Source organism: Candidatus Planktophila lacus (assembly GCF_002288385.1).
GTDB classification, from domain to species: domain Bacteria; phylum Actinomycetota; class Actinomycetes; order Nanopelagicales; family Nanopelagicaceae; genus Planktophila; species Planktophila lacus_D.
In genome coordinates, this window is sequence record NZ_CP016783.1 from 524,497 (window position 1) to 541,879 (window position 17,383).

Below are 17,383 nucleotides of genomic sequence, written 5' to 3' on the forward strand. Positions count from 1 at the left end.
TCTCACGCCTCTTTCATTACGATCAAATACATCGCGATCACAACCAAGATTCCGCCAATTGAGACTTGAAGTGAGAGAGATTCTCCACCAAATACAACTGCGAAGAGCGCAGCGAAGACAACTTCCATCGTCAAGATAACTGCCACCTTGGTAGAAGTCATATGGGCTTGCGACCAAGTTTGTACGATGAAGGCAACTGCGGTGCAAACAACCGCGGTGAAAATTACTACGCCCCAAACTCCAGCATCTGGCGGTGTTTCATAACCTTGTCCAAGAGAAATTACGCCAGTTAAGATCGCGCAAATTGTGAGCTGAACAACGGTAAGTGCATAGGCATCTAAACCTAAACTCCATTTACTCAAAGTTACGATATGCGCGGCAAAAGCGATAGCGCTAATGAAGACGAGCGCTTCACCAACTCCGACTGACCAGCCTTGTAGCGAAAGCAGCGCAAGGCCAATCGTTGCCAGCACAACGCAGAACCAGGTAAAAGCTCTGATTCGCTCCTTTAAAAATAACGCTGCAATGAGCGGTGTTAGAACAACGTAGAGTCCAGTAACAAAACCTGTAATTGCAGCCCCAGTGCGAGCAAGTCCGAGAGTTTGGAATATATAACCAGAGCCTAAGAAGAGACCGGCTAGTGAGCCTTTCAAAATTAATTCACGATTTAACTTCTGCAAGACACTTGGGCGCAGAATTACCATCGCAAGAACCGCCACCACAAAACGTGTTGCTAGAAAACTATTTACTGCTTGGCGCTCGATCGCTGGTTTCATCAAAACGAAGGCTGCGCCCCAAGATGCTGAGACCGCTAATAGCGCCCAAGGCGCGCGAACGATATGTGAATTAGTTTCAGCGATTAACTCTTCGCCAGGGGCAACGAGCATGCGAATGGCCAATTGATTGGCTAGAGATCCAGTGGGAGTAAAGACTCCGGCTTCTTTTCCAAAGAGCGCAGCGACTCGTTCTTCGAGTGAGTTAACCATTGGATCATCGCTATAGACATCATCGCCAACTTCAGCACTTGCCATCGCTTGGCGCATCGCCTGTGATGGGCGAGTTACGGTATCTGAGCGAAGATCAATTGGGTTGGCCATGGCCTAAGCCTCTCACGCCTCTTTCATTACGATCAAATACATCGCGATCACAACCAAGATTCCGCCAATTGAGACTTGAAGTGAGAGAGATTCTCCACCAAATACAACTGCGAAGAGCGCAGCGAAGACAACTTCCATCGTCAAGATAACTGCCACCTTGGTAGAAGTCATATGGGCTTGCGACCAAGTTTGTACGATGAAGGCAACTGCGGTGCAAACAACCGCGGTGAAAATTACTACGCCCCAAACTCCAGCATCTGGCGGTGTTTCATAACCTTGTCCAAGAGAAATTACGCCAGTTAAGATCGCGCAAATTGTGAGCTGAACAACGGTAAGTGCATAGGCATCTAAACCTAAACTCCATTTACTCAAAGTTACGATATGCGCGGCAAAAGCGATAGCGCTAATGAAGACGAGCGCTTCACCAACTCCGACTGACCAGCCTTGTAGCGAAAGCAGCGCAAGGCCAATCGTTGCCAGCACAACGCAGAACCAGGTAAAAGCTCTGATTCGCTCCTTTAAAAATAACGCTGCAATGAGCGGTGTTAGAACAACGTAGAGTCCAGTAACAAAACCTGTAATTGCAGCCCCAGTGCGAGCAAGTCCGAGAGTTTGGAATATATAACCAGAGCCTAAGAAGAGACCGGCTAGTGAGCCTTTCAAAATTAATTCACGATTTAACTTCTGCAAGACACTTGGGCGCAGAATTACCATCGCAAGAACCGCCACCACAAAACGTGTTGCTAGAAAACTATTTACTGCTTGGCGCTCGATCGCTGGTTTCATCAAAACGAAGGCTGCGCCCCAAGATGCTGAGACCGCTAATAGCGCCCAAGGCGCAAGCTTTAACTGGAGTTGATGGCGCGCGCTCATCCACGTAAACCTTTTAGAAGTTCAACCTCTTTACCGTGCTCTGGTTCCATGCCGGGTGTCTCCAAAATTAGGGGAGCGTTCTTAACTGCCGGGTGCTTTAGTAACTCTTTAAAGGGATCTACGCCGATAAAACCATCGCCGATATTTTGGTGGCGATCTTTAAGCGCACCGCAGACATCCATCGAATCATTGGCGTGGATTAATTGGATTCGTTCGGCGCCAGCGACTTCAACAAGTAAATCCAAAGTCTCTTTCATGCCACCTTTTTTAGCGATGTCATGGCCTGCGGCAAAGACATGGCAGGTATCAAGACAGATGCCGACTTTAGGGTGGTACTCCAGCGCCTTTAAGTAATATTCCAGATCTTCTAACCGCTTAACAAGTGATTGTCCTTGGCCGGCAGTTGGTTCTAGTAGCAACATTGGAGCATCATCAGTTAGCGCGTTAAGGATCGGCATCATCCCTTTATGGATCTGCTTCCACGCTTTATCAATAAAATCTTCATTAACGGCTGAGCCGGTATGAACTACAACGCCATGTGCACCAATCTCTTTACCGCGCTTTAGTGAAAATTCGGTAGAGGCCAGTGAGTTTTTATAAGTTCCTTCAGTTGGAGAACCCAGATTGATTAGAAATGGTGCGTGTACATAAACCTCAAGATCTAACGCTGCTACCTTTTCACGAAATAACGCATCTGCTTCATGGTTGGTCTCTGGCATTGCCCAGCCGCGTGGATTAGAGGTAAATACCTGGATCGCTTCGGCGCCGATAGTTTCGGCATATGCGATAGAGCGCTTAGCCATTCCACCGGTAGTCGGAGTATGTGCACCGATACGCGGTGAGGTTTTTGGCATTTGCCTACCCTACTGTGATCGTAACTGTGCTGCCACGTTTAACCTTCGTGCCGACCTTCGGAGCGATATTTGTGACCGACTTGACCTTCTTGGCACCGATCTTCTTTACAACAACTTTAAGTTCTAGATCTGCAAGCGCAGCGCGAGCCTTTGCTTCAGTAAGTGAGAAGACGTTAGGGATAAATACAAATTGCGATCCCTTAGAAATCGTCAAGGCGATTTTCTCGCCCTTTGGTAGCGGTGCTCCGCCTGATGGAACCTGGCTAATAACGGCACCCGCTAAAACACTTTCGCTAAATTGATCAATTGTTTCTACATCAAATCCAGCTTCAGTCAATTCATTGAGTGCTTGGTCGGCGGACTTTCCAACATAGGAAACGACATCAAGTGTTTCTACGCCCTTACTTACCAAGATATCAACTATTGCATCGCGCTTAACTTTCTCACCTTGCGCAGGGCTTGATGAGATAACAAATCCCCTAGGCGTTCTATCGTTAAAGACTTCCTTTAACTCGCCAACTTTTATTGGAGACTTTGCAAGAAGATTTACCGCTGCCTCTGGCGTGAGCCCAACCAACATCGGAATTACAAAACGTTCTGGGCCTTTGGAGATAATCGCCTTTACTTGTCCGCCAGCATCAACTTTGCCGCCACCTGCAGGATCAGATTCGATAATCTGGCCATCGCCAACTTCTTCATCAAAGCGTTTTTCAGAGATCACCAGCGTTAATCCGAGAGGAGATAGCGCGCTTAACGCTTGGTTCTCTGTCGCACCGACAATTGATGGCACAACAACACGTGAACCTGGACCGACGAGCGCATACCAACCGAAGATTCCTAGTGAAATTGCCAGACCGGCTGCGATAAAGCGATTACGACGAACTCGCTTGCTTATCTTCTTACGCTTTTTAATCTGCGCCGTTGTTTCGCGCTTTGTCGGCTCTCCCTTTTCAGGTAATTCATTTGAGTCTTCACGATTCTTCTTTAGCGACACAGTCTTTTCCTTTTCGGCGCGCGCACGTTCACGGCGACTTGGTTTCTTCGATGCCGGGCGCATCGGAGCAATAGGGATATCTAGCTCCAAACTCATCTGTCTCTGATTTGGGTCAAGTGATTGTGCGATAGCGCTTAGTGCGGCATGGAATTCGCCAGCATCTTTGGGGCGCCCATCTGGATCTGAATTTGTAGCACGCTGAATCAATTGATCTAGTTCGGCAGGGATACCGTTCTTCTTTGTGCTCATCAGAGGCACGCGTTCATTAACGTGCATATATGCGATCTGTATTGGTTCATCTCCTGCAAATGGTTTCTCACCAGTAAATATTTCAAATGCGGTAATTCCAGCGGAGTAAACATCGCTACGTGCATCTGCAATTCCGCGTTGAACTTGCTCGGGGGATAGGTATGAAACGCTGCCGAGTATGACGCTGGATTCAGCGGTCATCGTTGTGCCAAGTAGCGGCCCCTTCGCTAAACCAAAGTCAGCGATCTTGATACGTCCTTCTTTAGAGATCAGGATATTTTCTGGTTTGATATCGCGATGAACGATTCCAACTTTATGCGCTGCGGCTAGTGCGCTTAAGACAGGTAAGAGAAATTGAATTCCGTTAGCAACCGAGAGCGAGCCCTGCTCATTTAAATATTCACGAAGGGTGTGGCCCTCGACCATCTCCATCACCAGAAAAACCGCAGGCGTTCCGTTCTGATTCCACCCTTGATCTTGTACCGAAACAATGTTGGGATGAGAAAGCGCAGCTGATGCTTTGGCTTCGCGAATAAAGCGTTCTACAAATTGTTCATCCTGTGCAAGATGGGGATGCATGATTTTTACGGCAACTTTGCGATCTAAGCGGGTATCAACTGCCTCATAAATTGTTGCCATGCCACCTGCCGCCATCTGGCGAAGGAGCTGATAGCGCCCATCAATTAGCTCGCCAGTTAGATCGGACATATCTGCAATTTTAGGTAGTGAGAATGAAATCTGCCTTTTCGCGCGTTGAGTGTTGTAAGAAATATTCGGCTTGTGTTCCAAGCCACTTTTGCATCTGCTCATGCATCTGCGCGCCATCGCGATCTAATACACGTTTTAAGCCATCTGCGGGGTCAATCTCCATCCAGATTAGAGCTGCAAATCGATCCTGCAACTCTTTATCTCCGCAACCAACTCCCTCGAGAATTAGGAGATCGCTAACCGGCAGTTCTTCACTTTCGCCGAAGGAAGAACTCTCCCAGTTATACCTTTGAATTTTGGCGGGAGCTTTCGCTTCATGTTGGCTTACTAGGTATTGCAGAATCGTGGAAAGGTCTTTCGATAGAGCGTTATCCCAGCCGTCGTACAAGTCATCCATATGAATAACTTGTACAGACATCTTGTTACTTAGGGCTAAGAAAATTTCATGGGCCAAGGTTGTTTTCCCTGCCCCAGCTGGCCCATCAATTGCAATGACCGGCCGCGACTTCTCCTTACAGAGATCGGCTAGCGCTGCGATGAGCTCCATACCATTTGCTCCATCCCATAGCCGCTAGCACTGTGAAAGTAATATAAAGCACTGAAGTAAAGAGTAAATCCTGTGATGCATAAAGTGCTACATATCCAGCATCTACGACCAACCAGATAATCCAACTTTCAAACTTTTGATAGACCATCAAGATTTGTGCAGAAAGTGAACCGAAGAAGAGAATCGCATCAGCGTAAGTTGATGCCGCACCCCAGTATTTAAGTAGCGGTGCCAGCGCCAACGTTGCCAAGATGATTGCTACTAAAACATATGCGCGATGGCTGCTCTTCAATCTTCCAGGCTTTGCGCCACTTGGTTCCCATCCAAACCAACCTGCAATTGCAGCGATGATAAATACGATTTGCAGCGCCGCGCTGGCGTAGAGCTCCCATTGGAAGAAGAGAATTCCGTAGAGAACTGAACTTAGCGCCCACCAGGGCCAAGTAATTCGTTTACCGGTTATGCCAAGTGCAACTCCGATGAAAGAGGCCATTACCGCGATTAGTTCGAGATAAGACAGTTCGTATCCCCAAATAGTTAAAAATGTAGATGACATAGTTTTACCCTTTCCGCATCCGCATTACCGGACGGGTCAAGCGGTCGATCTGAATTTCAGATCCTCTCAGCCGTTTCAGCGGCTCCCGCGAGATTTACTTTAGCGCAAACGCGCTGCAACGGCGCTTATATAAGCCGCGAAAGCCACTCGCGCTCTGCGAGCTGTCGAAGTCTTGGCGCGCTTATTGAAGATGTCATAACCAATTTTTTCTACCTCATCAACGATTCCACAGTACAACTCACTTGCTGCGCGGATACATGGCTGGCTGGTCTTATCTAGTAGCGCAATACCTGGTTCGGCAGCCTTCTGTAGTTGGCGAACGCGAGCGATCTGAAACTTAAGTGCGCTAATAATTTCAGGAGTTAACTTGCGCGCTTCCAACATTTGGCGAGTTACGCCATGTTCGGCAAGTTCTTGTAGCGGCAGGTAAACGCGGCCGCGGTCTAAATCTTCGCCAACATCGCGAATAAAGTTAGCGAGCTGGAAGGCAACGCCCAGATTCTTTGCTGCTTCTAAAGAATTAACAGTATCTCCGCCCAAGATCGGCACCATCTGCAGACCAATCACTGCGGCAGATCCATATACGTACTCGTATAGATCATCAAAGGTTTGATATTCAGTAACGGTTAGATCCATCTCCATGGAGTGCAAGAAATCTACGAAATGTTGGTGGGGGATATCAAAGCGCTGCACCGTATCTATAAGCGCACGACCAACGAGATCCGAACTCTTACCTGTTTCTAAACCGCGCAGTACATCGGAACTCCATGCGCGCAGAACTTTGGCTTTTTCTTGTGCCGTTAGCGTTGAGGCTAAATCATCGACAATCTCATCGGCATAACGTGCAAAGCCATAAAGTGCGTGAACAAATGGGCGCTTGCTCGCTGGTAATAAAAGAGTTGCGAGATAGTAAGTCTTGCCATGTAGCGAGTTAAGCCGTTTGCACTCTGCATAGGATGCGCGAAGTTCAGGATCGGTAATCCCTGCAGCGTTTAACTCACTCACTTACTTAACCGGACCTACGATTCGCTCTGCCGCTAAGCGTCCAGAAATCAAAACCATCGGAACGCCAACGCCTGGTTGTGTACCTGAACCGGCAAAGACGACATTTTCAAAACCAGCTGCGATATTGCGGGGACGGAATGGTCCGGTCTGGAAGAAGGTATGTGCGCTGGCAAACGGTGCGCCGCGTTCCATGCCTTGTGCTTGCCAATCAAGTGGCGTGGTCATTACTTCGGTTTCTATTGAATCGCCAAAGCCGGTGTAACCGCGATCTTCTAGAGTCTTAATCATGTGATCTCGATATGGCCGCGCTTGGGTCTTCCAGTCAATATCGGCATCCAAGTTTGGAGTCGGATAGAGAATGTAGTAACTCTCTTTGCCGGCTGGGGCAAGAGCTGCATCATCCTTAGTCGGAATAGTCACCAGTACTGAAGGATCAGACATCAAGGTCTTTTTCTTGATTAGCTCATCAAAGACGCCATCCCAAGATTTTCCGAAGTGAATATTGTGGTGAGCGACGTGGTCATACTTCTGAGAAGAACCAACTAGCAAAGTCGCACAAGACGGTGAGTACTTAAGGCGCTTAATGTTTAACGGAGTTTTGCCAAGTAGATCGCGCCAAACAACGGGTAGATCTGGGTTCATGACAACCACATCGCATTCGATGCGTTCGCCCTTATCGGTGATAACCGCTTTAGCGCGCCCGTTCTCAACTTCTAGACGAGTGACAGTGGTGCTGTATTTGAAAGTTACGCCATGCTTTTGCGCAGCAGCAGCAAGTGCGCGAGGTACAGCATGCATTCCACCCTTAGGAAAGAAGACCCCATTTACTGAATCCATATAAGCAATAACTGCATAGATTGCTAGCGCCTGTTGTGGGCTGACGCCTGCATACATAGCCTGGAATGAGTAAACCTTCTGCAGGCGTGGATCTTTAAGGAATTGATTTACTTTTGGAGAAAGTTTTCTAAATCCACCGAGTGCGATCAAGCGTGCCAAGTTGGGGGTCAACAAATTAAATGGAGAATCGATATTGCGATCGATGAAATCGTTCATCTCGTACTTGTATAGCTTGGTTACGAAATCTACGTAACGGCGGTAGCCCAGGGCTTCTTCGGCGCTAACTGTGCGACGGATCTCTTCTTCCATCTCAGCGGTATTGGCATGGACATCGATCTGCGAACCATCGTGATAAAAAGCGCGATACAGCGGCTTAAGCGGTGAAAGCTCTAGCCAATCCTTCATATCTTCACCGACGCAGCTAAAGGCATCTTGAATTAGCGAAGGCATAGTTAAAACAGATGGACCGGTATCAAATGAGTAGCCATCTTTTTCTAGCAAACCGTTGCGACCGCCCGGAACAGATTCGCGTTCTACGACCGTTACTTTGCGACCTGCGCCCGCTAAGCGAAGTGCAGCGCTTAACCCAGCAAGTCCTGCACCAACTACGACTACGTGATCAGTTGGTCCCTTTACCTTTGCCGGCATTTAATGGCTCCTACGAGTTGCGCTAGTTGCGAGTTCAACGAGTAACTCGCGGGCTGAAGGGTCAATTTCATCAGAGTTTGCCGCAGTTAGCGCGTTGGAAAGAAGCCCCTCGATGAGATCTTCGACAACTTTAACTGCGCCCGTTGCGGTAATAAGGGCACGAATTTCTTCGATTTGATCGGCGGTTAGATCTTCGCGGCCTAAAGCGGCGGTGATCTTGGCGCCACTTGCTTGGTCTGCGCGCTCTAGCGTCATCGCCATCAAAACAGTGCGCTTGCCTTCACGAATATCATCGCCGGCTGGCTTACCGGTAACAGATGGATCGCCAAAGATTCCGAGCATGTCATCACGCAATTGGAATGCCTCACCAAGTGGCAGACCATATGCGCTCAAGATATTTGTTAAATCTTTTCGTTCTGCCTCATCGGTAATCGCAAGTGATGCACCTAAATGCAGTGGGCGTTCAATTGTGTACTTTCCAGATTTGTAACGGGCAATGCGAAGTGAGCGATCAACGCTAGGAGAACGTTCACCGGCTTCACGAACATCTAAATACTGTCCCGCCATAAGTTCGATGCGCATCTCATCATGCACCTTTAGCGCCGATAAGAGCGCGCTATTTTCAACACCAGAGGTATGAAGTAAATGATCTGACCAAACTAAAGCTAAGTCGCCGAGAAGTACTGCTGCTGCTTCACCAAATTGATCTGCCAAACCGCTCATCGCTTCTTGTTGATGCAAGTTCTCAAAGTGGCGATGTATCGCAGGTTTTCCGCGGCGAGTATCTGAACGATCCATTAAGTCATCATGGATAAGCGCACATGCTTGCAATAGTTCGAGGCTGGTGAATGCGCGAATATCGGCAGCGGTTGCAACCTTGCCAGTTGCCGCAAAGCCGGCATATGCAAAGAGTGGGCGAAGGCGCTTCCCACCTTCAAGCAAGAAAGATTCGAGGGCATCGCATACTGGGATTAACTCAGAGCCGATGCCACTTAAATATTCGCGCTGCAAGGTCAGATAAGAAGTTAGTTCGCTTTGAACCGTCTCGCGTACCGCTAAAAGCGTGCCACGTGCATCGTTAACCACGGCGCAACGGTACCCTGACCGCGTGGAGATGCGCATGAAGGAGATCGGCGAAGGCGTTACTTACTCCTTCGAGTTCTTTCCTCCGAAAGACCCAGAAGGTGAAGAACGCCTATGGAGCGCTATGCGCGCCCTTGAGCCAATTGCTCCTGATTTCATCTCAGTTACTTATGGTGCAGGTGGCACAACCCGCGATCGCACGATTCGGATAACTTCCGAGATAACGCAGCGCACCCATATTCCAACAGTTGCGCACTTAACTTGCGTTGGTTCCACGCGCGATGAGTTAATCGAAATTTTAGCTCGCTATAAGCAATCTGGAATCCATAACATTCTCGCCCTTCGTGGAGATCCAACCGGGGGACCGCGTGCGCCTTGGACGCCAACACCTGGCGGTTTAAATCACGCCGACGAATTAGTAACGCTCGCTGCTGAAGTCGGCGGATTCACAATTGGCGTTGCCGCATTCCCCGATGGACATCCCGCATCAGGGTTAAATTTCGATGAAGATATTGAAGTTCTGCTCCGTAAAGAAAAAGCCGGTGCATCATTTGCAACAACACAGTTCTTCTTCGAAGTAGATAAATGGAGAGCGCTCGTCGATCGCTTATCAGCACGTGGCTCAAAACTGCCGATCATCGCAGGCATATTGCCGGTCACAAATGTTGCGCAGTTAAATCGTATGGCCGAGTTAAGCGGCACACCGATTCCACCGGCTATCGCTGCGCGTTTTGAAGCGCTGAAAGATTCACCAGATGATGTCCGTAAGTTAGGCGTAGAAATCGCCACAGGCCTCTGTGAAGATTTACTGGATGCAGGCGTGCCGGGTCTTCACTTCTACACAATGAATACTTCTTCGGCAACACGCGAAATATTTGAGCAGATCAAAGATAAGAAACGCGGATGAACCAGACCGATTTTTTCGCCAAGTGGAGCGCGCTCCACGGTAACGCTGAGATAAAGGGAATTGTTAAGGCTTGGCTCAAGATCTCATTTGCATCAGCTAAATTCGTTTCAGCACTGCGCTTAACTCCGAACTTACTCACGCTGCTAGGAATTGTTTTTGCGGTTGCGATGGCAGTTAATCCACTATCGCTCTGGGCGATTCCGCTGCTTGTACTTTCGCTTTACGCCGACGGCATTGATGGCAGCGTTGCTATTTATCAGAACCGCGAGAGCCAATTCGGTGCGATTCTGGATTCAGTTGCCGATCGCATCAGCGAGGCGCTCTGGTTCTATGTCGCCTATCGCATCGGCGCACCTGCCTGGTTGGTACTGATTACCTATGTAATTGCATCTACTCAAGAATATGCGCGTGCCCGTTTAGGTGGTTTAGGAATCAAAGATGTTGGAGTAGTTACACCTGCAGAACGACCAGTTCGCGCCAGTTTTATCTTTATCGCGCTAGTTGCCTATGCAATTGGTCTTAATTTAGTCGTTGTAGTTATGGCAGTTCTCGCCGCACTTCAAATATTTAGCTTCTACCTAGTGGGTCGTTGGGCCTACAACTGCTTGCGCAACAATTTCAGCGCTTAGCCCAACTAAAGGTAAGCCTCCACCTGGATGAGCCGATCCACCAACGCAGTACAAACCCTTTAATGGAGAACGATTCTTGGCGCGCAAAAATGCCGAACGCGCTCCGTTGCTGGAAGTGCCATAGATCGATCCACCTGGCGCCATCACTGTGCGCTCGAGATCTGCAGGTGTGCGAATTTCCAAAACTTCTAAGCGGTCTCTAACTGATATTCCGCGCGCTTCAATGGCATCGATAATCTTCATCGCATAGCGGTGGTTGGCATCTTTATCGTTCCAGTTAAAGCCATCGCTATCGCCATGGCGCGGTGCATTAACCAGCACAAACCAAGCTTCGTGCCCGGGGTGTTTAACCATCGCATCGTCATTTGGCGCGCAGATATAAATCGTTGGATCTTCAACTGGCACCTTACGGCTGAAGATATCTTCAAACTCTTCATCATAATCTTTGGGAAAGAACACATTGTGATGCGATAAACCTGTTGGCTGATCAGTGGGACGAAGTCCAAGTAGAAGTGAGAATCCAGCGAGTGATGGTTCAGCCTTGGCCAAGTTCTTACGGGTGCGCTTTAACTTAGAGACTTTGCCTGAAATCAACTTGTTATAGACCAGCGAAGCATCAGCGTTTGCTACGACAACTTCATAGTCAATTGATCGGCCATCTCCAAGTGAAAGGCCAGTTACAGATTTACCATTCTGGTTAATCGCAGCAACGGGGGAGTTGAATTCAAATTTAACTCCGCGATCAAGGCAACGTTGATAAACGGCATCGGCTAGCTTTCCAACCCCGCCTTTAATGTGCCAAGCCCCGAATGCTTCTTCAACGAAGGCAATAGATGCCAGAACCGCAGGTGCAACGCGCGGATCAGATCCGCTATATGTTGCATAGCGATCCAAGATATTTCGTAGATGAATATCTTTAATCTTTAGCCCGCGCAGAGTTTTCCAGGGAGCAATGATTCGTAAATCACGAAGCAGCGTTGGACGCTTTAAAAGAGATGCAATAGAACGCAGTTCAGATTCGATAAATGGTTCGCGCGAGACATCCCACATCGCCTCAGCAGTGCGCATTACGCGATCCCACTCCTGCCCTGCTTCTGCGCCGAGCGATTCAGTGATTGCCGCCAGAGTCTCTTTGCGAGATAAGTTGGCAAACTTAACTGACTTGCCATCGGCAAAACGGTAATCAAATGATGGATTAACGGGAACTAGCTCTAGAACTCGACCCATGACTTCACCGGTGCGCTGAAAGAAATCGCGATAGACCGCAGGAAGAGTTAAAAGTGATGGGCCGGTATCGAATGCGTAATTTCCGATCCATTCTGTGCGGCACTTACCACCGTGGCGATCAGATGCTTCATAGACAGTTACTTGGTGGCCAGCCTTTGCTAAACGCGCTGCAGTTGTCATTCCGCCCATGCCGGCACCGATTACAGCAACAGCAGGTTTAATTCCACTTACTCTGCTCACAGGGTGCGACCTTTCCATGCAACAACCCCACGAGCGCGCCAACTGTAGATAATTAAATAGATCAAGATCGCACAAGAAATCGGATGCAGAATTGAATCTAGGATTCGCCCGCGCGAACGCGCTGCGCTAAGTGCGCGGGTTATAACTACAAATTGGTAGGCGAAGAAGCCCAGGGGATGGCCACCAAACCAGGCAATTACTGGAGCGATGCCAGTAATAAATAGAAATGCAATCGCAGCTGCGCTGCCGCTCTGACTGCCGAATGCTTTCCAGAGAGATTTTCCATACCCAGCTTTGATTTCAGAGAAGTTTTTATACATGCGGGTCTGCGCCAGCGATGAACCATCTGCGACTCCACCAAATGCGCCTGATTTAATCAGCGCGCGAGCAAGTTCCATGTCGTCGAGAACTTCTGCAGCGATCGCAGTAAATCCGCCGATTTGGTCCAACGCGCTTTTGCGCACCAGAAAGAATTGTCCGTTGGCAACTGCTAAAGAAGTGCGCGTAGATTTCTCGGCAACGCGCAAAGGCACTGTGCTCATCCATGACCATTGCAGTAGCGGTTGAATCAATCGTTCTGAAAAAGTCTTAGCGATCTGACGTGGATACGGCGAGATAAATGAGCGATCGCCCAGCATTGCAATGGCTTGTGCAATAGCGGTTGACGTTAAACGAACATCTGCATCAAGAGTTACAACGATTTCACCCTTAGCCTGCAAATATCCCTGCTGCAACGCCCATGGTTTACCTAGCCAACCATCTAGAAGTTCAGGGGCGTTGATAACTTTAATTTGAGCGCCACCATCTTTGGCTTCCTGCAACTTGTCTGCTGTGTCATCGGTGGATGAGTCGTTGATGAAGATGATCTCTGACTTATTCAAGAACTGTTGTGCCTGCAGGCTAAGTACTAGATCTGCGATGTTTTCCGCTTCATTCCGCACCGGAATCAAAATAGTTACAGATTCACTGCGTTCTGCAGCAGGTGCGGGGCGGCGGATCGTAAAGAAGTTTGCGACGGCTAGCCAGAGTAGAGCAACGGATGCAAAGAAAATTAAGTTAGTTAGCACGATTTATTCGATACAAGTTAAACTGTTAAGGGCGCCCGAGCCAGCGTGAGAAGAGATACGGTGCAAGGAAGGCGCCATAAACCGTTCCGAATAAGAATGCGATACCTGGGCGATCAAAGAAGAATAGATTTGAAACGATGCCGCCAAACCAAGTCCAGATTAAGAAGAAATCAACTGCCGTGTAACTCGCGCTCTGCTTGCGGCGATCGCGCGGTAGAACTAAGTGCAGAACTGCAATTAAAGCCATGCCAGATAACAACCATCCAAATGCATTTGAGAGTGGAATTTCAGGGGTGAAGGGAACATGTGAGCCAGTTACCTCCCAAGTCCAACGACCACCACTAACCATCTGCGGATCAAGGAATAAGTCATAGGCCATCATTCCAAAGCCACCGTAGAGAAACACCCAGTTCTTAGTCACTCGGCGCGCAACACATAAGACTGGATGCGCGATCATCGCCCATGCAAATGGCACAACAAGTGGAACGCTAATTAATTGCGGACCAAGTGATGGGTCATATGAATAGACTCCAAATGGCCAGCCAGTAGAGACGCCAATTAATTCAATAAAGAAACCAAAAGTTAGCGCAATAGCTAAATATGTAAACGCATAACGTGCACCGTATGACAACAGCGCATGTAGCACCATGGCGCCGGCGCCCCAATAAACAGTTGCAATAGTTACAACGCGAAGCGTTTCACCTTCAAGAAGTGGATAGGAAACTTGTAAGAGCAGAGCAACGCCAAGCACCAGATAGAGAAAGAGGCGGGAGCGATCCGAGATACCGCGGCGGTGGCGCCTGCGGGGGTTGTAATGACGAATCGACATGGGCTAATTCTGCCCTAGTAATCGCTCCCAGAAATACCTCTATTTATTAAGCGAACCGCGGATATCGCGCACAGAAAAGCGTGCAAAGAGTTCTTCGGCATACCAAGCATGGCGTTCAGTGGCTGCAATCGCTTCTTGGTGGGCGGCGCCCTTGTAAGCAAAGTTTCTTAAATCTGCGCCAGAGCGCCAATGTGAAAAAGTTCCTTGCAGACCTATCGGAGCTTCACCAATTCCGATGGTCTGCAATAAACCAGGAGATGAATGCAGACTCGAAGTTACTGGTGGAACGGCTTTCCAGAAACGCACATTTTGGGCCCACTTGATTCGAGCGCGTGTAATCGCAACAACTTCACCATCACCAGCGCTCTTTACGTAGTCAAAGGGATTTACCTTGGCCCATAAACCATGAGATGAAATCGGATCAACGAGATATCGAACTTCTTCGCTGCTATTTTTCCGCCAGCGCTTAATTAACTTTGAGCTATCTAGCGCAGCCAATTGAGATTGTTCAATAACAACTAGCGCACCCCAGCGAGTTATATCAGCATCGCGCGGGGTAAATGTTTCACCTTTTCCCGCACCAAGCATCTTGGCAAAACGCACGCCCTTCATTCTGCGAAGGCCGCCACGATCTAGCGCCATCCGCAGAAGTGCGAAACCTAATTTGCGCTGCGTTATCTTCCAGAAATAAATAACTGTGACAAGTTCATTGTTCATCTATTAATACCTGCTACAGCAAATATCTCTGCGGCAACCTCCTGCGGGTGATCCCACATTGGAGCATGGCCACATTCTGCAAATATTTTCCATTGCGCGTGCGCAGGTGCCATTAGGCGTTCTTGGCAGGTTGTCGCTGGCAGAGTTTTATCTGAATCTCCAAAGATAATCGTCACTGGAATCGAGGAATCTACCTTCGAATCAAAACGCTTATTTAGCATTCCATCCCAAGCTGGAAAATAACCCGGGGAATTAGCCATCGCCAAAGTTGCATCTAAGCAAAGCTCTGTAGAAAATTCGCGCCAACGCGGACTAACCGATTCAAAACCTAACTTCCGCGACCACTCATACTTTAAAAATGTAGGCGCAAGCGGCGCAGAATTCTTCGCCAAATAACGAAGCGTTGAAGTGCCCGGATATCGCTGCACAAATGTTGCCAACCAGAATCCAGCAGGGGCAAGGGCAACAACGCTCTTAACCGTTTGCGGATGTGCGGCGGCCATTTCAAGTGCAATCCAGCCACCCCAAGAATTTCCAACAAGATCAAACTCGTTAACTTGAAATTCTCGCCCGACTTCCTTAACAACTAAATTGGCCAATGCATGCGGATCCATCGACATGGTTTTATCCATAGGAGTTTTTCCATGGCCAGGGAGATCAATAGTGATGACGTTGTAACTTCGCTGCAGTAACGGGGTAAGGGGCTTCCAGGCTGTTGCTGCCGAGCCCATCCCATGAACCAGCACAATATGAGGCGCTGATTCGGCCTCAGATGGGAGGAGTTGCATAGAAAGGTTCATCTTAAATTCAGATATTACTCCGTGGCGCTGGTTATTACCTGTTCATCTATGGCCGATGATAGCCATGTGAATTTGAGAAAAACCATCGCCGAGGCAGTTGGTACTGCGACTCTTTTGTTGGTCGTTATCGGCTCTGGCGTAATGGCTACCAATCTTTCAAAAGATGTTGGTGTGCAGTTAACAATTAACTCAGCGGCAACCGGATTAATTCTCTACATCTTGATCACCTTGCTTGGCCCGATTAGCGGCGCCCATTTCAACCCAGTTGTGACTGCAATCCAGTTGTTCAAGAAGAACATCACAGCAGCTCTTGCTGCCGCCTACCTGGCGGCTCAGTTGTTTGGTGCGGTAATTGGCGTTGCACTTGCTAACTTCATCTTTAACTTACCAATAATCGAAATTTCCCAGAAAGACCGAACTGGCGCTGAACTCTTCGTGAGCGAAATTCTGGCAACCGCTGGCCTAGTCTTCATTATATTTACCGCAATCGCGCAAAAGAGCGAGGCGAAGATTCCAGTTCTTGTCGGCGCTTACATATCAGCAGCTTATTTCTTCACTTCATCAACGAGCTTTGCCAATCCAGTGGTGACTGTGGCCAGAACTCTCTCAGATACATTCGCTGGTATCGCACCAAGTTCTGTTGCTCCTTTCATCGCGGCGCAGATTTTGGGCGCTGTCCTAGGTCTAGCTCTAACCAAATTTATAAATTCCCCAAATGAAACAGGAAACGAGAAGTAAATGAGCAAACCAACAGTTCTCTTTGTATGCGTACACAATGCCGGTCGCTCACAGATGGCGGCGGGCTTTATGCGCGAACTCGGGCAGGGACGTGTAGAAGTACTCTCTGCCGGTTCTGCTCCAAAAGATTCCATTAACCCAGTTGCCGTTGCAGCGATGGCTGAGGTCGGAATAGATATCGCAAATAACACTCCAAAAGTATTAACAACTGAGGCTGTACAAGAGTCAGATGCGGTTATCACCATGGGCTGCGGCGATGTCTGTCCGTTCTATCCCGGTAAGCGTTATGAGGATTGGGTACTTGAAGATCCTGCGGGACAGGGGATTGAGCCAGTGCGTGTAATTCGAGATGAGATCAAAGCTCGAGTAGAAAAGTTATTGGCCGAGCTTCTCGATTAAATCCCACTTATTTCCATACTTATCCTTGAAAACAACTACTTGACCAAAACTTTCCTGTCGCGGAGTTTCGGCAAATTCGATCCCGCGAGATTTATATAGTTCGTATGTTTCATTAAAATTAGTTGTGTACATAAAGAATCCAACTCGACCACCTGTTGAGTTTCCTATTGCAGCTATCTGCGCCTCATTTGCTGCTTTTGCCAGCAAAATCTTTCCACCCGTGTCACCAGGTGCGACTACAACCCAACGTTTTTCAGGAGTTAGCACGGTATCTTCGATCAGAGTGAAGCCCAAATCATTTACATAGTGTGCAATCGCTACGTCATAATCGTCTACGACAATTGCGACCATTCCTAAAGTAAGCATTTTTAATCCCCAA

The 17,383-nt window shown here is 48.4% G+C and carries 19 protein-coding genes; 4 read left to right on the plus strand and 15 right to left on the minus strand.

All coding sequences use genetic code 11. The features are described 5' to 3' along the window. Window positions 1–2: 2 nt before the first annotated feature. The 9 genes from A1sIIB60_RS02650 to A1sIIB60_RS02690 form a co-directional block, all read right to left on the minus strand. On the minus strand, window positions 3–1,097 hold the full coding sequence (locus tag A1sIIB60_RS02650) for an EamA family transporter (RefSeq protein ID WP_095689016.1): 1,095 nt from the start codon (window positions 1,095–1,097) through the stop codon (window positions 3–5). A gap of 12 nt (window positions 1,098–1,109) precedes the next feature. Then, a complete protein-coding gene (locus tag A1sIIB60_RS02655; RefSeq protein ID WP_095689017.1) occupies window positions 1,110–1,970 on the minus strand; it encodes a DMT family transporter in 861 nt (286 codons plus the stop codon). Next, window positions 1,967–2,824 carry a deoxyribonuclease IV gene (locus A1sIIB60_RS02660; RefSeq protein ID WP_095689018.1) on the minus strand — a complete coding sequence of 286 codons (858 nt, stop codon included), beginning with the start codon at window positions 2,822–2,824 and terminating at the stop codon, window positions 1,967–1,969. Before A1sIIB60_RS02660 ends, A1sIIB60_RS02655 begins: the two co-directional genes overlap by 4 nt. 4 nt (window positions 2,825–2,828) lie before the next feature. Further along, on the minus strand, window positions 2,829–4,775 hold the full coding sequence (gene pknB / locus A1sIIB60_RS02665) for a Stk1 family PASTA domain-containing Ser/Thr kinase (RefSeq protein ID WP_095689019.1): 1,947 nt from the start codon (window positions 4,773–4,775) through the stop codon (window positions 2,829–2,831). A gap of 10 nt (window positions 4,776–4,785) precedes the next feature. Then, window positions 4,786–5,322, minus strand: a complete 537-nt coding sequence (locus A1sIIB60_RS02670; protein WP_095689020.1) for a uridine kinase family protein — start codon at window positions 5,320–5,322, stop codon at window positions 4,786–4,788. Next, a complete protein-coding gene (gene pnuC, locus A1sIIB60_RS02675; RefSeq protein ID WP_095689021.1) occupies window positions 5,288–5,878 on the minus strand; it encodes a nicotinamide riboside transporter PnuC in 591 nt (196 codons plus the stop codon). Before pnuC ends, A1sIIB60_RS02670 begins: the two co-directional genes overlap by 35 nt. A 99-nt stretch (window positions 5,879–5,977) precedes the next feature. Then, complete coding sequence (locus A1sIIB60_RS02680; protein WP_095689022.1) at window positions 5,978–6,883, minus strand: phytoene/squalene synthase family protein; 906 nt, start codon at window positions 6,881–6,883, stop codon at window positions 5,978–5,980. Next, window positions 6,884–8,368 (minus strand): phytoene desaturase family protein, encoded by a 1,485-nt coding sequence (gene crtI, locus A1sIIB60_RS02685; protein ID WP_095689023.1) that lies wholly within the window; start codon window positions 8,366–8,368, stop codon window positions 6,884–6,886. Next, window positions 8,369–9,454 (minus strand): polyprenyl synthetase family protein, encoded by a 1,086-nt coding sequence (locus A1sIIB60_RS02690; RefSeq protein ID WP_223298720.1) that lies wholly within the window; start codon window positions 9,452–9,454, stop codon window positions 8,369–8,371. A 34-nt stretch (window positions 9,455–9,488) separates the two neighbouring features. On the opposite strand from A1sIIB60_RS02690, the gene metF reads away from it, so the two are divergent. Next, the gene (gene metF, locus A1sIIB60_RS02695) at window positions 9,489–10,358 is read left to right on the plus strand and encodes a methylenetetrahydrofolate reductase [NAD(P)H] (protein WP_095689025.1); all 870 of its coding nucleotides are present in this window, start codon (window positions 9,489–9,491) and stop codon (window positions 10,356–10,358) included. Then, window positions 10,355–10,987 (plus strand): CDP-alcohol phosphatidyltransferase family protein, encoded by a 633-nt coding sequence (locus A1sIIB60_RS02700; protein WP_095689026.1) that lies wholly within the window; start codon window positions 10,355–10,357, stop codon window positions 10,985–10,987. The genes metF and A1sIIB60_RS02700 overlap by 4 nt, the downstream gene beginning before the upstream one ends. Here the strand turns inward: A1sIIB60_RS02700 and A1sIIB60_RS02705 are convergent. Genes A1sIIB60_RS02705 through A1sIIB60_RS02725 form a run of 5 tightly spaced genes read right to left on the minus strand, consistent with a single transcriptional unit; the run spans window position 10,937 to window position 15,855 of the window. Beyond that, a complete protein-coding gene (locus A1sIIB60_RS02705) occupies window positions 10,937–12,454 on the minus strand; it encodes a phytoene desaturase family protein (protein ID WP_223298721.1) in 1,518 nt (505 codons plus the stop codon). The two genes, A1sIIB60_RS02700 and A1sIIB60_RS02705, sit on opposite strands and share 51 nt — an antisense overlap. Next, entirely contained in the window at window positions 12,451–13,521 is a 1,071-nt protein-coding gene (locus A1sIIB60_RS02710; RefSeq protein WP_223298722.1) for a glycosyltransferase family 2 protein, read from the minus strand. The genes A1sIIB60_RS02705 and A1sIIB60_RS02710 overlap by 4 nt, the downstream gene beginning before the upstream one ends. Window positions 13,522–13,546: 25 nt before the next feature. Next, entirely contained in the window at window positions 13,547–14,350 is an 804-nt protein-coding gene (locus tag A1sIIB60_RS02715; protein ID WP_095689028.1) for a carotenoid biosynthesis protein, read from the minus strand. 39 nt (window positions 14,351–14,389) lie between these two features. Then, on the minus strand, window positions 14,390–15,067 hold the full coding sequence (locus A1sIIB60_RS02720) for a spheroidene monooxygenase (RefSeq protein WP_095689029.1): 678 nt from the start codon (window positions 15,065–15,067) through the stop codon (window positions 14,390–14,392). Further along, window positions 15,064–15,855 (minus strand): alpha/beta fold hydrolase, encoded by a 792-nt coding sequence (locus A1sIIB60_RS02725; protein ID WP_223298723.1) that lies wholly within the window; start codon window positions 15,853–15,855, stop codon window positions 15,064–15,066. The genes A1sIIB60_RS02720 and A1sIIB60_RS02725 overlap by 4 nt, the downstream gene beginning before the upstream one ends. A gap of 60 nt (window positions 15,856–15,915) precedes the next feature. On the opposite strand from A1sIIB60_RS02725, the gene A1sIIB60_RS02730 reads away from it, so the two are divergent. Beyond that, entirely contained in the window at window positions 15,916–16,605 is a 690-nt protein-coding gene (locus tag A1sIIB60_RS02730) for an aquaporin (RefSeq protein ID WP_095689031.1), read from the plus strand. After that, window positions 16,606–17,004, plus strand: a complete 399-nt coding sequence (locus A1sIIB60_RS02735) for an arsenate reductase ArsC (RefSeq protein WP_095689032.1) — start codon at window positions 16,606–16,608, stop codon at window positions 17,002–17,004. Here A1sIIB60_RS02735 and A1sIIB60_RS02740 read toward each other — a convergent pair. After that, window positions 16,981–17,370, minus strand: a complete 390-nt coding sequence (locus A1sIIB60_RS02740) for a VOC family protein (protein ID WP_095689033.1) — start codon at window positions 17,368–17,370, stop codon at window positions 16,981–16,983. The genes A1sIIB60_RS02735 and A1sIIB60_RS02740 overlap by 24 nt on opposite strands. Window positions 17,371–17,383: the final 13 nt, after the last annotated feature.